Origin of the sequence: Bradyrhizobium macuxiense (assembly GCF_007993935.1) — a bacterium.
GTDB classification, from domain to species: domain Bacteria; phylum Pseudomonadota; class Alphaproteobacteria; order Rhizobiales; family Xanthobacteraceae; genus Bradyrhizobium; species Bradyrhizobium macuxiense_A.
Window position 1 is genome coordinate 137,396 of the sequence record NZ_VITY01000017.1, and the last position, 13,555, is coordinate 150,950.

Annotated in this window: 15 protein-coding genes; 8 read left to right on the plus strand and 7 right to left on the minus strand. The window is 64.8% G+C overall.

Annotated features, from left to right (window positions below):
* Nucleotides 1–46: 46 nt before the first annotated feature.
* On the plus strand, nucleotides 47–535 hold the full coding sequence (locus tag FBZ93_RS34535) for a hypothetical protein (RefSeq protein ID WP_146991881.1): 489 nt from the start codon (nucleotides 47–49) through the stop codon (nucleotides 533–535).
* Between the two features lie 161 nt (nucleotides 536–696).
* Nucleotides 697–1,101 (plus strand): DUF4864 domain-containing protein, encoded by a 405-nt coding sequence (locus tag FBZ93_RS34540; protein ID WP_146991882.1) that lies wholly within the window; start codon nucleotides 697–699, stop codon nucleotides 1,099–1,101.
* Nucleotides 1,102–1,116: 15 nt separating this feature from the next.
* Here the strand turns inward: FBZ93_RS34540 and FBZ93_RS34545 are convergent, their stop codons facing one another.
* Nucleotides 1,117–2,352 (minus strand): MFS transporter, encoded by a 1,236-nt coding sequence (locus tag FBZ93_RS34545; RefSeq protein WP_146991883.1) that lies wholly within the window; start codon nucleotides 2,350–2,352, stop codon nucleotides 1,117–1,119.
* Nucleotides 2,353–2,460: 108 nt separating this feature from the next.
* Nucleotides 2,461–2,904: a hypothetical protein gene (locus FBZ93_RS34550; protein ID WP_146991884.1), complete on the minus strand. Its 444-nt coding sequence runs from the start codon at nucleotides 2,902–2,904 to the stop codon at nucleotides 2,461–2,463.
* Nucleotides 2,905–3,174: 270 nt separating this feature from the next.
* Here FBZ93_RS34550 and FBZ93_RS40895 point away from each other — a divergent pair, with 270 nt between their 5' ends.
* The 4 genes from FBZ93_RS40895 (at nucleotide 3,175) to FBZ93_RS34565 (ending at nucleotide 6,841) form a co-directional block, all read left to right on the plus strand.
* The gene (locus tag FBZ93_RS40895; protein ID WP_167529345.1) at nucleotides 3,175–3,384 is read left to right on the plus strand and encodes a hypothetical protein; all 210 of its coding nucleotides are present in this window, start codon (nucleotides 3,175–3,177) and stop codon (nucleotides 3,382–3,384) included.
* A 116-nt stretch (nucleotides 3,385–3,500) separates the two neighbouring features.
* On the plus strand, nucleotides 3,501–3,785 hold the full coding sequence (locus FBZ93_RS34555) for a hypothetical protein (protein WP_246667770.1): 285 nt from the start codon (nucleotides 3,501–3,503) through the stop codon (nucleotides 3,783–3,785).
* A 302-nt stretch (nucleotides 3,786–4,087) separates the two neighbouring features.
* Entirely contained in the window at nucleotides 4,088–6,220 is a 2,133-nt protein-coding gene (gene flhA / locus FBZ93_RS34560; RefSeq protein ID WP_167529346.1) for a flagellar biosynthesis protein FlhA, read from the plus strand.
* Nucleotides 6,221–6,640: 420 nt separating this feature from the next.
* Nucleotides 6,641–6,841: a hypothetical protein gene (locus FBZ93_RS34565; RefSeq protein WP_016848568.1), complete on the plus strand. Its 201-nt coding sequence runs from the start codon at nucleotides 6,641–6,643 to the stop codon at nucleotides 6,839–6,841.
* A 162-nt stretch (nucleotides 6,842–7,003) separates the two neighbouring features.
* Here FBZ93_RS34565 and FBZ93_RS34570 read toward each other — a convergent pair whose 3' ends face one another.
* Nucleotides 7,004–7,453, minus strand: a complete 450-nt coding sequence (locus FBZ93_RS34570; protein ID WP_208764098.1) for a MarR family winged helix-turn-helix transcriptional regulator — start codon at nucleotides 7,451–7,453, stop codon at nucleotides 7,004–7,006.
* Between the two features lie 108 nt (nucleotides 7,454–7,561).
* On the opposite strand from FBZ93_RS34570, the gene FBZ93_RS34575 reads away from it, so the two are divergent.
* Entirely contained in the window at nucleotides 7,562–8,836 is a 1,275-nt protein-coding gene (locus tag FBZ93_RS34575) for an FAD-dependent oxidoreductase (protein ID WP_146991937.1), read from the plus strand.
* A 6-nt stretch (nucleotides 8,837–8,842) separates the two neighbouring features.
* On the opposite strand, the gene FBZ93_RS34580 is transcribed toward FBZ93_RS34575, so the two are convergent.
* From FBZ93_RS34580 to fliI, 4 genes are all read right to left on the minus strand, one after another.
* A complete protein-coding gene (locus FBZ93_RS34580; protein WP_146991888.1) occupies nucleotides 8,843–9,826 on the minus strand; it encodes an anti-sigma factor in 984 nt (327 codons plus the stop codon).
* A 3-nt stretch (nucleotides 9,827–9,829) separates the two neighbouring features.
* Nucleotides 9,830–10,375: a sigma-70 family RNA polymerase sigma factor gene (locus FBZ93_RS34585; RefSeq protein ID WP_050425319.1), complete on the minus strand. Its 546-nt coding sequence runs from the start codon at nucleotides 10,373–10,375 to the stop codon at nucleotides 9,830–9,832.
* Between the two features lie 212 nt (nucleotides 10,376–10,587).
* Nucleotides 10,588–11,007 (minus strand): flagellar export protein FliJ, encoded by a 420-nt coding sequence (gene fliJ, locus FBZ93_RS34590; protein WP_021081901.1) that lies wholly within the window; start codon nucleotides 11,005–11,007, stop codon nucleotides 10,588–10,590.
* 108 nt (nucleotides 11,008–11,115) lie between these two features.
* Nucleotides 11,116–12,441: a flagellar protein export ATPase FliI gene (gene fliI, locus FBZ93_RS34595; RefSeq protein WP_146991889.1), complete on the minus strand. Its 1,326-nt coding sequence runs from the start codon at nucleotides 12,439–12,441 to the stop codon at nucleotides 11,116–11,118.
* 367 nt (nucleotides 12,442–12,808) lie between these two features.
* Between fliI and ctrA the strand changes: the two genes are divergently transcribed.
* Nucleotides 12,809–13,510, plus strand: coding sequence for a response regulator transcription factor CtrA (ctrA, locus tag FBZ93_RS34600; RefSeq protein WP_016848562.1), 702 nt, complete (start codon nucleotides 12,809–12,811; stop codon nucleotides 13,508–13,510).
* Nucleotides 13,511–13,555: the final 45 nt, after the last annotated feature.

Sequence of the window (13,555 nt, forward strand, 5' to 3'; positions counted from 1 at the left end):
CCTTTATCGGCCGCTATTTGAGCTGGATCAACCATCGGGGTCATTGATGCAAATCAATGACCCCGCCGCCATCCCCCGGCAATTTCACGGAGATCGGGGATTTCGGACGATGAACAAGCAATTTCAGGCACTTCCGATCGACGATCGGCACGCGAATTCAGCCTATCCGCTCGTGTTCATGCATGATGCCAGTATTACCACGGGCCAATGGCTGCAATTCGTGCGCCGGCACAGCCGGGGCAGCTCCAGGCTGATTGCGATCCGCGACCGCCGCGGCGTGGTTCATGCCCTGTTCAGTTACCGGATCGACAGCGACCTGCGCGTCCGCAAGCGGCTCAGCATCGGCGACCTGATCGTGGCACACCTCGCCGGATCGCAGATCGACGACGCCGTGGCGAACGTCGTCGCAGACGTGGCGCAGCAATTCGGCTGCCAGATCGTCACCATCGAACGCCCCTTCGTCACGCGCCGCGCGCGAGACGCCGGATGCCCGACCGCGGACGCGCTGCGGCGCGGCAGCTGGCGGATCAACTGACACCTCGCTCCGCGTTGGGCCGGATCATGCGGCGCGGTCATGGCGCGGGCGGCCAGGCTTCGTGCAAGGAGGTTCGGCGCCAAGGCACCGCATTTGTGCTTGCAGCGGAAACCGGCCCGGGGTGTCATCCGTAGCAGCTGGTATCCGAGTTGGAGTCCCGCATGCGCGCGATCGTCCTCATTGCCGCCATTCTGTTCGCCCTCGCCTCACCTGCGACGGCCGACGACGCCGGCGCCGCGCAGGATGTGATCCGCGCCCAGGAGCAGGCGTTCGGCCGCGACGACGCCGCGGCGGCCTATTCCTATGCCGCGCCCGCGATCCGGCGGATCTTTCCGCAGGCCGAGATCTTCATGTCGATGGTGCAGAGCCAATACGCGCCGGTCTATCGCCATAGGAGCTTCGAGTTCGGCGCGGCGCAGAGCGACGGCGACCGGATTGCGCAGCGCGTTCACATCGTCGATGCCAATGGCGAGGCGTGGGAGGCGCTCTACACGCTGGAGCGGCAGGCCGACGGCAGTTTGAAGATTACCGGCTGCTCATTGCTGAAGGCCGGCCAGTCGGTGTGAGTTGCTGCTGTAAGGCTACACTATCGCCAGCCGCTGCCGTGACCGCAGCAGGAGCAGCAGGATGATGCTGACATTGAGCAGGTTCCAGGCCAGGCCATTGGCGAAGGCGGCCGCGTAGGAACCGGTGGCGTCGAAGATCACGCCCGAGATCCAGCCGCCAAAGGACATGCCGAACACCGAGGCGAAGATCACGATGCCGATCCGGGTCGCAGCCTCGGAGGCCGGCATCGCCTCGCGCACGATGATGGCGTAGCTCGGCACGATGCCGCCCTGGAACAGGCCGAACATCGCCGAGATGACGTAGAGCGAGGTCAGGCTGTCGAAGAACAGATAGAACAGCAGCGCCGAGCCCTGCGCGATCGAGCCGATCAGCAGCGTGCGGATGCCGCCGATCCTGTCGGCAAGGAAGCCGGAGCCGATCCGGCTGATGATGCCGAAGCCGAGCATCAGCGACAGCATCTCGGCGCCGCGCGCCACGCCGTAGCCGAGATCGCCGCAATAGGCGACGATGTGAACCTGCGGCATCGACATCGCCACGCAGCAGGAGATCGACGCGAGCGACAGGATCACGGTCAGCGCGTTGGTGGAGAGCTTGAGGTCGACCCGCGGCGGTGCCGCGTTGACATGGCTGCGCCGGGTCGCCGCCCCCATCAACAGCCGCAGCACCACCAGCGCCAGCGCCATCGCGATCGCGGTGAAAATGCCGATCGCAATGTGGGTGGTGCGCCAGCCGACGCTCTGCATGCCGAAATTGACCAGCGGCGGCCACACCGTGCCGCCGACATAATTGCCGCTGGCGGCGATCGCGACCGCAAGCCCGCGGTAGCGCTCGAACCAGTGCGAGGCCTCCGCCATCAAGGGGCCGAAGGTCGCGGCCGACGACAGGCCGATCGCGAAATGGAGCAGGATGAAGGCCAGGATCGACGGCGCGTAGCCGGCCCCGATATAGCCGAGACCGAGAATGCCGATCCCGGCGCCGATTGCCGCGACGATGCCGTAGCGGTCGCTGATCTTGCCGGTCACGACCTGGCCGAGGCCGAAGCCGAGCATCACCATCGTGAAGGCGAGCGAGGCCGTTCCACGGGTCGCGCCGAAGTCGGTCTGCACCATCGGCAGCGCCACCACGACCGACCACATCCCGACGCTGCCGAGCGAGCCGATCACCACGGCCACGACAAGGCGCAGCCATGCCCGGCTCGAGTCGGGAATGAACGTTACGGCTTCAGGGGAATATTCAGAAGAAATTACCACGGCAGGCGAAACTTCGTCGGCAATTGCCTCCGGGTCAAGCCACATTGCCGAGAGATTAGGCATGCAGCAGCAAGGGGACGCGCCGAACTTCACCGGCGCGTGAGCGGCTCATTTGCCGTAGTTCGGATCCTGCGCCTGGAACGGGCCGCACTTCGCATCGAGCCCGAACCGGTGATCGAAATCGACGGTGCCGCCGCCGACCGGGATGCGGGTCGGCGGCAGGCCGCGCGTGTACTGATCCACCGTCACGAACTTCTTGTCCGCGCTCATCGTCACATGCACCGGCTCGAGGCCCTTGCCCTTGTTGAGCTCGGTCAGATCGAGCGTGTAATAGCCCTCCGCCGTCGTGCCCGCGGCCATGCCGCCATGCGGCGCGAACACGACGGATTGCGGCAAATAGACCTCCATCAGGACGCCGTTGCCATTGCAGGCGATCATGCGGATCAGCCAGGTCCGATCGTCGGGCAGCGTCGCGGCCGAGGCCGGCGCCGACAGCAGCGCGGTTGCCGCGGCGCATGCTGCCGTGACGGTTCGACCTGCGCGGTTCATCATGGATGCCTCCGGCGGCTGAATTGCCTTGCTGGCGCTTTCGTCGACGACGAGGCCGCGAAAGTTCAATGGCGGTGTGGACCGCAATGCTCGCGGCCGGACCGACCGGCCGGGAATATCGTCGGCCGAACCGTGATCCATGCTGACGAGGAAAAACTGATACAATGCGAGCCGGTTCACACTGGCGGCTCGCCATCCGGACCTATCATCCCGCCGGATGGCGCGCAGTTCGCAGGTTATGAGGATCGAAGCGCACACTGTCGGAGGCTCATCATGCATTCGTCGTCAGCAGAGTGGTTACCCGTTGCAACAGCGCCGTCGGACCGGGAGCTCGAGGTCTGTGTGCTCGACTATGACGGCATGGTCCATGCGCTGATGTTCCCGTGCCACCGGGACGGCACCGAGTGGGTCGACCATGCCGGCAGCAGGCACCTCGACATCCAGCCGACGCATTGGCGCAAATGGATGGAGTCAGCCAACTAGCGCCGCGCTGATCGGTCCGATGCAGCCGACGCCGGCCTCGCACCGGCCCGGATATTGAGCTAGAATTGCCACGTGAGGTTCAAGGGTGGGCCAGGAGGCTCGTCATGGAATCACACGTGACCCCTTTCGAAAATCGCTGGACCAACGGCAAGCATGCCTGGGAGTGGCATTGCGAGCTCGAGCGGCTGGGCGTGGCGACGGTCCGGACGATGTATAGCGAGCATGAGACGCACTATCGCGGCGAGTCGGCGGTGGTGTTCGACATCCCCGCGGGCTTTGTTCACGACTGGCTGGCGTTCCACGACCGGCGCGCCGCCCGGCAGCAATTGCTGTGGCGGGCCAGCGTCATCACGCTCGGCATCATCGCCGCATCGGGCGTCGTGCTCGGCGCGCTGAGATAGCGGCCGCAAGCGCCCTCCCCCCGGAACAGCCGGACGGTCCGCCCCGCCCTTGCCGGCCCGGAATCGCATTCCCTGGCCCCTGCGACGTCCCGCGCAGCTCCTTAAAGGGCACTTATTAACCCTTTGCTAACCATACACCCGGCAAGAATTGCCGAGTGAAGTCGAGTGTCGTCGAACGCGTCTAACGGGCGGAGATCCCCGTGAACGCCAGCGCGGTGCCTCACTTTCGGAACGGCGGCCCTGCGGCCGTCGCGCAGACGCTTGGCGGCCGCGGCCGCCAGTCGCGAGGGGGAGCGGCTACCATGGTCGACGTCACGGCGGGTCAGGGCACGGCAGGCAAGAGCGGATTACCGAGCCTCGGCGAGATCGGCGACATCCTCAAGCGCGGCGACATCGCGCTGGCGGTCGGCGTCCTCACCATCCTGGTGGTGCTGATCCTGCCGCTGCCTTCGATCGTGCTCGACCTCTTCCTGGCGGTCTCGATCACGGTCTCGATCCTGATCCTGATGACCTCGCTGTTCATCCAGGCGCCGCTGGAATTCTCGTCGTTTCCGACCATCCTCTTGATCTCGACCATGCTGCGGCTGTCGCTGAACATGGCTTCGACCCGGCTGATCCTGAGCCACGGCCACGAGGGCACGGCGGCCGCCGGCCACGTCATCGAGGCCTTCGGCAACTTCGTGATGGGCGGCAACTTCGTGATCGGCATCATCGTGTTCGCGATCCTGGTGATCGTGAACTTCGTGGTCATCACCAAGGGTTCGGGCCGCATCGCCGAAGTCGCGGCACGGTTCCAGTTGGACTCGATGCCCGGCAAGCAGATGGCGATCGACGCCGACCTCTCCGCCGGCCTGATCGACGAGAAGGCCGCCAAGGAGCGCCGCAAGGCGCTGGAAGACGAAAGCGGCTTCTTCGGCGCGATGGACGGTGCCTCGAAATTCGTCCGCGGCGACGCCATCGCCGGCCTCCTGATCGTCGGCATCAACATCGTCGGCGGTATCATCATCGGCGTCGCCCAGCAGGGCCTGTCCTTCAGCGAAGCCGCCCGCACCTACACGGTGCTGACGGTCGGCGACGGCCTCGTCACCCAGGTGCCGGCGCTGATCGTCTCGACCGCAGCCGGCCTGCTCGTCTCCAAGGCCGGCATCAGCGGCGCCGCCGACAAGGCGCTGATGCGCCAGCTCTCCGGCTATCCGCAGGCGCTCGGCATGTCGGCCGGCGTCATGCTGGTGCTGGGGCTGCTGCCGGGCATTCCGACGCTGCCGTTCCTGGCGCTGGGCTCCGGCGCGGCGATGCTGGCCTGGAACGCGCGCAAGCAGAAGCGCGCGGCGAAGGCGGCCGAAACCGCAGCCGCCGCCGCCCCCGCTGCAGCCGCGGCCGCCGCCGCAGCCGCCGCGGAAGAGCCGATCGCCGCCGCGCTGAAGATTGACGACCTCAAGATCGAGCTCGGCTACGCGCTGCTGCCGCTGGTCAACGGTCCGGACGGCACCGACCGCCTCACCGAGCAGATCAAGGCGCTGCGCCGCTCGCTGGCGATCGAGATGGGTTTCGTGATGCCGGCGGTGCGGATCCTCGACAATGTGCAGCTCGAGGCGAACAGCTACGCCATCAAGATCAAGGAAGTCGACGCCGGCACCGGCAAGATCTGGCCGAGCCAGTTCATGGTCATGGACCCCGCCGGCAACCAGGTACAGTTGCCCGGCATCCACACCATCGAGCCGACCTTCGGCCTGCCTGCGACCTGGGTCGATGCCGGCCTGAAGGAAGAGGCCGCGCTGAAGGGCTACACCGTGGTCGACGCTGCCACGGTGCTGTCGACGCACCTGACCGAGCTGCTCAAGACCAACATGTCGGACCTGTTGTCCTACGGCGAGGTGCAGAAGCTGTTGAAGGACCTGCCGAAGGAGCAGGGCGAGCTGATCAAGGACATCGTGCCGAGCCAGGTCACGGTGTCGGGCATCCAGCGGGTGCTGCAATTGCTGCTCGCCGAGCGCATCTCGATCCGCGATCTCTCCACCATCCTCGAGGGCATCGCCGACGCGCTGGCGTTCTCGCGCAATCCGGCGACCATGGTCGAGCACGTCCGCGCCCGGCTGGCGCGGCAGATCTGCGCCCAGAACACCTCGCCGAACGGCTACCTGCCGCTGATCGCGCTGTCGGCGCGCTGGGAGCAGGCATTCGCCGAGTCGATCGTCGGCACCGGCGACGACCGCAGTCTCGCGATGCAGCCCTCGAAGCTTTCGGAATTCATGACCGCCGTGCGCAACGCCTTCGAGCAGGCGGCGCGCGAAGGCGAGGCGCCGGTGCTGGTGACGTCGGCTGCGATCCGGCCGTTCGTCCGTTCGCTGGTGGAGCGGTTCCGTTCGCAGACCACCGTTTTGTCACAGGCCGAGATCCATCCGCGGGCCCGGCTGAAGACGGTCGGCAGCGTCTAAAAGACTCGATTCCGACCGGGCGGAACCGATGCCCTGGGTTGTTATTGACGCGTTGTCTTCACGCGAACCGGGCGTCCACATCGTTTGAAAAACGCTCTAGCGGCCGCAAATCACTTGCGTTTTCGCCTGTGTTTTCTCGCCACAGGCAACTGATTTGTGTGGAACAGACCGAAACGGTCCTATCTGGGATGCAGCATCCCAGCGTCTGCTCAAGATACTGATATTACATTGGTTTAATGCGACTCCAGATTACCAAAGGGTCATCTTTGATCGCGCCCGATCACGTCTCATCACGCCCTTGTGATGACCTCTGGGGAACGGAATCGGCAAATCCTACGTTAGCGGGGCACGAGACGTTGAACCGGGCAACAGACCAGACCGACAGATTTACTGAGAGCAGGAAGGCGGCAGGAGACTTCCATGAACCACTCGATCTACAGCGCCGATCGTATGACGCATCTGAAGATTGTGGTCGTGGCGTTGTTCGCCGGTATCCTGGTCGCGGGCTTCGGCATTGCGGCACATAATTCGTCGGACGAGGGTTACACGCAGACTGCACGTGTCATGAAGGCCGGCAAGCCGGTGGCAATCACGAGTTCGAGCAACTCGCTGGTCCGTTGATCGGCAGGCTCGCTAACAGGAGAGTTTCACGAATTCACGTGGTGTTCTTTACAGCCCCCCAAAGTCGCTACGTGGATATTTAAGACCCCCAACTACCCCCAAGTTGACTATCGAAAACGCCCGCTCCCCACGGGCGTTTTCTTTTTTTTGCGGATGCGCGCGTCACGGCCGAAGCAAATTGTCGATGCAGCGCTGCAGCAGCAGCGAGAGCTGTTCGATCTCCACTCTCTTCAACGAATTGGTCATCCGCGCCTCGATCTCGGCGACGGCGGCGTGTGCCTTCCCGAGCACGCTACGCCCTGAGCGGGTCAGTTCGCTGCGCAATATCCGGCCATGCAACGGATCGGCGTTCCGCCGAAGCAGGCCGTCGCGCTCGAGATTGGCAACGATGCCCTGCATCGACTGCGGGGTCACGAAGGCAGCGCGCGCCAGCGCGGCATTTGAAATGCCCGGGTCCAGGTCGACAGCAACGAGAACCGCGAATTGCGGCGCGGTGATGCCGAGCGGCCGGATTGCGTCATCAACCTGCAGCCTCAGCGCATGCTGCGCAAGCTTGATGGTGTAACCCAAGGCACCGGAAACCGGCGCCGGCATTCCGGGCGTACTTGACATATCAGGCCCCTGATATAATATATAAGGAGGCTGATATTATGGATTGCCAACTCCTTTGGCAATCGTGGGGCATCGCGCGTCTTTGCCGATACGACACTGACAAGGGAGATGACCGTGAAACGTCGGCCAAAAGTCATCATCATCGGGGCTGGAACCGGCGGGCTCTGCCTGGCGCATGGCCTGAAATCGGACGGTATCGACGTCGAGGTGTTCGAGCGCGATCGTTCGGCGACCGATCGTCAGGGAGGCTATCGATTGAGCATCAGCGCGACCGGCGCTGCCGCGCTTCGCGATTGCTTGCCTGCAAGGGTGTTCGACAGGCTGGTCGCGAGCTCCGCCGATCCGAGCCAAGGCATCACGTTTGTCGATCACCGGCTGAACCGTCTGCTTGCGATCGACTTTCCGCATGGCGACCGCAACGATCCCGACGCGGAGCGGCCGATTACGCGAACGGCTCTTCGTCGCATTCTGCTCGATGGCCTCGATGCCATCACGCAGTTCGGTAAGACGTTCTCCGCTTTCGCCGACAACCCGGACAGATCCGTGACCGCGCATTTTGAGGACGGCAGCACCGCAGAAGGCGATGTCTTGATCGGTGCGGATGGCGCGGCCTCCCGCTTGCGCTCGCAGCTTCTGCCGCAGGCCCGCCGCGTCGAAACGGATGTCCTCGCCATCAACGGCAGATTCCCGCTGGACGACGACAACCGGGCGATAATTCCACTGCCAATTCTACGCGGCCCGACACCGGTCTTGGGCCCGGATGGCGGCTTTCTATTCGCAAGTGCAGTGCAATACCTTCACGCCGACGGCAATCGGCCAGCGGACTGGGACATTTCCCCGGAGGAGCGGCAGGCATTCGTGATGTGGGGCTTCTCCGCCCGGCGCAAGGCGTTCGCGTCGGTCGACCTCGACAAGTTCGATGGTGAGGGCTTGAAGGATGTTGTGCGAGCGAGAATGCAGGGCTGGCATCCTGCGCTCATGCGCGTCGTCGACATGGCCGATCCATCCACGGTCTCGGCGTTCGCGGTGAAGACCTCGGTTCCGATCGGCCCCTGGGCGACGCGCAACGTAACGCTGCTGGGCGATGCGCTCCACAACATGACGCCGTTTCGTGGAATCGGCGCCAACACCGCCCTGCGCGGGGCGGCTGTACTCCGCAGCGCCCTTTCAGCATGGGCCCGAGGCGCACAGGAGCTGATTCCCGCGCTGGCGCATTACGAGCGCGAGATGATCGAATACGGTTTCGGTGCCGTGCAGACCTCGCTTGGAGATATGGAACGCTTCCACGCCGAAGGCAGCCTCTCGCGGTTTCGCGTCAAGGCTGCGCTGCGGGCCGCCGACTGGATTCCGGCGCTCAAGGCCCGGCTTCGGCGAGGCCGCTGACCGCAGTCACCGCGGCGGCGTGCCCGACGCAGGCGGCACGGTCTCGATCAGCTTGCCGGTGAAGATCGGCGCCGAGGTCGGCTGGCCGTTCGGCGAACCGCCGGCCTGTTCGACGGTCACCGCGTAGGTGGCGCCGTTGATCACATCGGGATCGTAGCCCGACAGCACCGGGCGCGCGGTGAAATCATCGGCGCCGATCACACCGAGCGAGCGCGGCTGCGGCAGCTTGTCGGAGATCAGCCAGAGCTCGAAGCTCTTGCCGGGCTCCGAGGCGGCGCCGACCTTGCGCACGGTGAAGTTCTTGGTCGCGCCGTCGATTGTCATGATGAAGGCCGGCCCGCCATTCTGGCCCTGCAATAGCGCGACATATTGCGCCGACGGCGTGAAGGCCGGCGCGGGCGTCTTCACTTCCACGGTCTGGATGCGCGGCTTCGGCCGGATCGCGTTCGGCAAGGCATCGGGCCGGTAGATCTGCAGGCCGAGCGTCACCAGCAGCGCGGCCGCGATCGCGGTCGCGGCCGACGCGATGCCGCGCCAGCGCTTCACGCGGCTCGTCAGCGAGATCACCTGGCTGTCGTCGATGCCAAAACGTGCCCGGACCGATGCCCGCCGGGCCTCGGCCGGCTGCTGGACCCCTGGTGGCTGCGAAGGCTCCGGATCGAACGCCGAGCCGAACTCGACATCGTCTGCGATCGGCGTCGGTGGCGGCGGCGTCACCGTCGCAGCCGGCGTCTCGGGCAGCACCAGCGGCGCCTGCGGCGTGGTGGCATGGCCGATCGCCGCCTTGATGTTCTCCCAGACCTCTGGGCGCGGCTCGACCAGGCCGACCATCTGGTTCAGCGGCCCGAGCCTGAACTCCCAGGCCTGCACGAGCGCGGCGAACTCGGTGTCGACGGCCATCATGGTCTCGACCTGCGTGCGCTCGTCGGCATCGAGTGTACCGAGCGCATATTCCGCGGCGAGCGCGATATGGTCTTCGCTATAGGCCATCAATCAGAGTCCAAGACACTCCCGGATATCCATCAGGCTGCGGCGCAGCCAGGTCTTCACCGTGTTCACCGGTGTCTCGAACTTTGCGGCAAGCTGCTCGCGGCTCCAGCCGTTGTAATAGGCGAGCAGCACGAGCTTCTGACGATCGGGCTCCAGGCGACCGACGCACTCCAGCAGCCGCTTCAACTCTTCCGTCATCTCCCGTCGCGCCAGCGGATCGGGCTGGTCGGCGGCGACTTCCATCGCGGCCGGCTCTTCTTCCAGCGAGGACTCGCCTCGCTTGCGCACCACATCGATGGCGCGGTTGCGCGCGATCGACGTCATCCACGTGATCGGGGACGACAGGGCTGGGTTGAACTGCCCGGCGCTGTTCCAGATCTTGACGTAAGCCTCCTGAATGACCTCCTCGGCGAGGTCCTGTCGCCGCAAGATACGGAGCACCACGCCAAAGAGTTTCGCGCGGGTCGCGGCGTACAGCCGCTCGAAGGCGGCCTCATCCCCCTTGGCGACGGCGGCGATCAGCCAGACGAGCTCAGCCGGCGTCAGCATTCAGCGCCCCCCAAGCCTGCATCCCCCATCGCCTCATTGCCACCGCGCTGCCGATCATCCGGTCCGGACCGGTTGGTAGCATATTTTGGGACAGCACGATCCGCCAAGTGGCTGACAAGAGGCCGACAAGGGCCGGCTTGTGGACAGCGCCCAACAAAAAGCCCGGGCGATCGGCCCGGGCTCGCAAGATGGTCAGCGGAGGGAGCGAGGGTTCAGGCGATGACGCCGAGACGGGCCCGCATCAGGCCGATCGAATCCATGTCGGCTTGCTCGCGAGCGCTCTCCTCCGCGCGTTCGCGCGCCTGGTCGCGCTCGTCGAGCAGTTCGACCTTCTTCAGCTCCTCGAAGGCTTCCGACAGCAGCGCCTTGGCGTCGTCGAGCTGGGCGCGCAACTCGTCGGCCGAGCGGGTCAGGTTCTCGCGGCGCTGGATCGCGGCCTTGGCATAGGTGGGATAGGCGAAGTGCGAGGGATCGTTGATCCCGGCGCGCTCCTGCTCGGTCTGGATCTCGCGCTCGAGCTCGACGGACATGCGCTGGAAGTCGGCGATCATGCCTTCGATCTGGGTAACCCGACGGCGCTTTTCATCGACCTGAAATTTCTTCAGGCGGATCAGCGTTTCACGTGACTTCATCGACTCATACTCCCCAGAAGTCCCAAATCCGAACGCGGGACAGAGCCGGCTCCCCGCTGGGCCCCGCCGGCATAGCTATGGTGTGCCGGGGATGATGGCCTGACAAAGTTAGCGTTCCGTTTCCAAACCCGACAGGATTTGAGCGAGTTGCCGGTAGCCGTCCCCCAGGCTGGTCGCCTCGTCCTTGGCCTGGCGCAGATAGGCCTCGAGCGGCTCATGCAGCCGGATCGCCTCGTCGACCTCGGGGCTGGAACCCGGCCGGTAGGCGCCGAGCCGGATCAATTCCTCCATGTCGGCATAGGTCGCCATCACCTGCCGCGCCTTGTTGATGAAGGGCAGGAAGTTGGGGTCGGCCGACTTCGGCATGGTGCGCGAGACTGACTTGAGGATGTTGACGGCGGGATAGCGGCCGCGCTCGGCGATCGCCCGCTGCATCACGATATGACCGTCGAGGATGCCGCGCACCGCGTCGGCGATCGGCTCGTTGTGATCGTCGCCGTCGACCAGCACCGTGAAGATTGCGGTGATGGTGCCGGCGGCGGTGCCCGGCCCTGCCCGCTCCAACAGCTTCGGCAGTTCGGTGAACACGGTCGGCGTGTAGCCCTTGGCGGTCGGCGGCTCGCCCGCCGAGAGCCCGATCTCACGCTGCGCCATCGCAAAGCGTGTCACCGAGTCCATCAGGCACAGCACGTCCTGGTCCTCGTCGCGGAAATACTCGGCGATGGCCAGCGTCAGGTACGCCGCCTGGCGCCGCATCAGCGCCGGCTCGTCCGAGGTGGCGACCACCACGACCGAGCGCGCCAGCCCCTCCTCGCCGAGATCCTCCTGGAGGAATTCCTGCACCTCGCGGCCGCGTTCGCCGATCAGCCCGATCACCGAGATCGCGGCATCGACATTGCGCGCCAGCATCGACAGCAGCACCGACTTGCCGACGCCGCTTCCGGCGAAGATGCCGAGCCGCTGGCCGCGGCAGCAGGTCAGGAAAGTGTTGAGGCCGCGGACGCCGAGGTCGAGCGGCGGGCCGACCCGCTTGCGCGAATGCGCCGGCGGCGGCGAGTTGCGGTAGGACATCGGCGAAGCGCCCTGCGGCAGCGGGCCCTTGCCGTCGATCGGCTCGCCCATCGCATTGACGACACGGCCGAGCCAGGCCGGCGACGGCCGCACCTGGCTCGCCGCATTGGCGATGACGGCGCGGCAACCGCGCCTGACGCCTTCGAGTCCGCCGAACGGCATCACCACCGCGTTCTCGCCGGAGAAGCCGATCACCTCGGCCGGGATGAAGCGTCCGGCGCCGACGTCGATCACGATGCGTGCGCCGACCGACATCGCGTGAATGGGTCCGGCGATCTCGACCATCAGCCCGCGGACGCCGACGACACGGCCATAAATATTGACGCCGTCGATGTCGCCGATCTGCTCCGCGAGGGCCTTCATTGCGAAAACCTTAAGTTTCCGCGATTTTGCTCCAGCCGCTTAACTTCGTGTTTACCCGCATCATTAATCATTGCGTCACTGTCTTTGGTGACTGAGGTCGCTTGCCCATCAGAAGAAGGGCGAGTCGCGAGAGTCGGTTAGGCCCGTCTCTTAATGTGGAAACTGAACGAGCGCGGTTAGGAAAAGCTTCTTCTACGCAATATCTTAGGGCGATTCGACAAAAATTGCACGGTTAGAGCTTGCGTCGAGGAATCAGTTTTTGTTAACCATATCTCGTCAGGATCCGAATCAGTTGTTCAAAGGCGTTTTGTGAGTGCCGCAAGTGCGGCCGACCTGACGCCCGGAGCGGCGACTATAGGGGACTGGCATGCGCGTTTTGCTGATTGAAGATGATAGCGCCGTCGCGCAGTCGATCGAATTGATGCTCAAATCCGAGAGTTTCAACGTCTACACGACGGACCTCGGTGAAGAAGGCGTCGATCTCGGCAAGCTTTACGACTACGACATCATCCTGCTCGACCTCAACCTGCCCGACATGTCCGGCTACGACGTGCTCAAGCAGCTCCGGGTTTCGAAGATCAAGACTCCCATTCTGATCCTCTCCGGCCTCGCCGGCATCGAGGACAAGGTCAAGGGTCTCGGCGTCGGCGCCGACGACTACATGACCAAACCCTTCCACAAGGACGAGCTGGTCGCCCGCATCCACGCGATCGTCCGCCGCTCCAAGGGTCATGCCCAGTCGGTGATCCAGACCGGCGATCTCGTGGTCAACCTGGACACCAAGACGGTCGAGGTCGGCGGTCAGCGCGTGCACCTGACCGGCAAGGAATACCAGATGCTGGAGCTGCTCTCGCTCCGCAAGGGCACCACGCTCACCAAGGAAATGTTCCTCAACCACCTCTACGGCGGCATGGATGAGCCGGAGCTGAAGATCATCGACGTCTTCATCTGCAAGCTCCGCAAGAAGCTCGCCAACGCCTCCGAGGGCCGCAATTTCATCGAGACCGTGTGGGGCCGCGGCTACGTGCTGCGCGAGCCGCACGAGGCCGACGAGCGCATTCCCGCCTGACGCTTTCTGCAGCAAACCTCCTGAACCCCGCCGCGAATGGCGGGG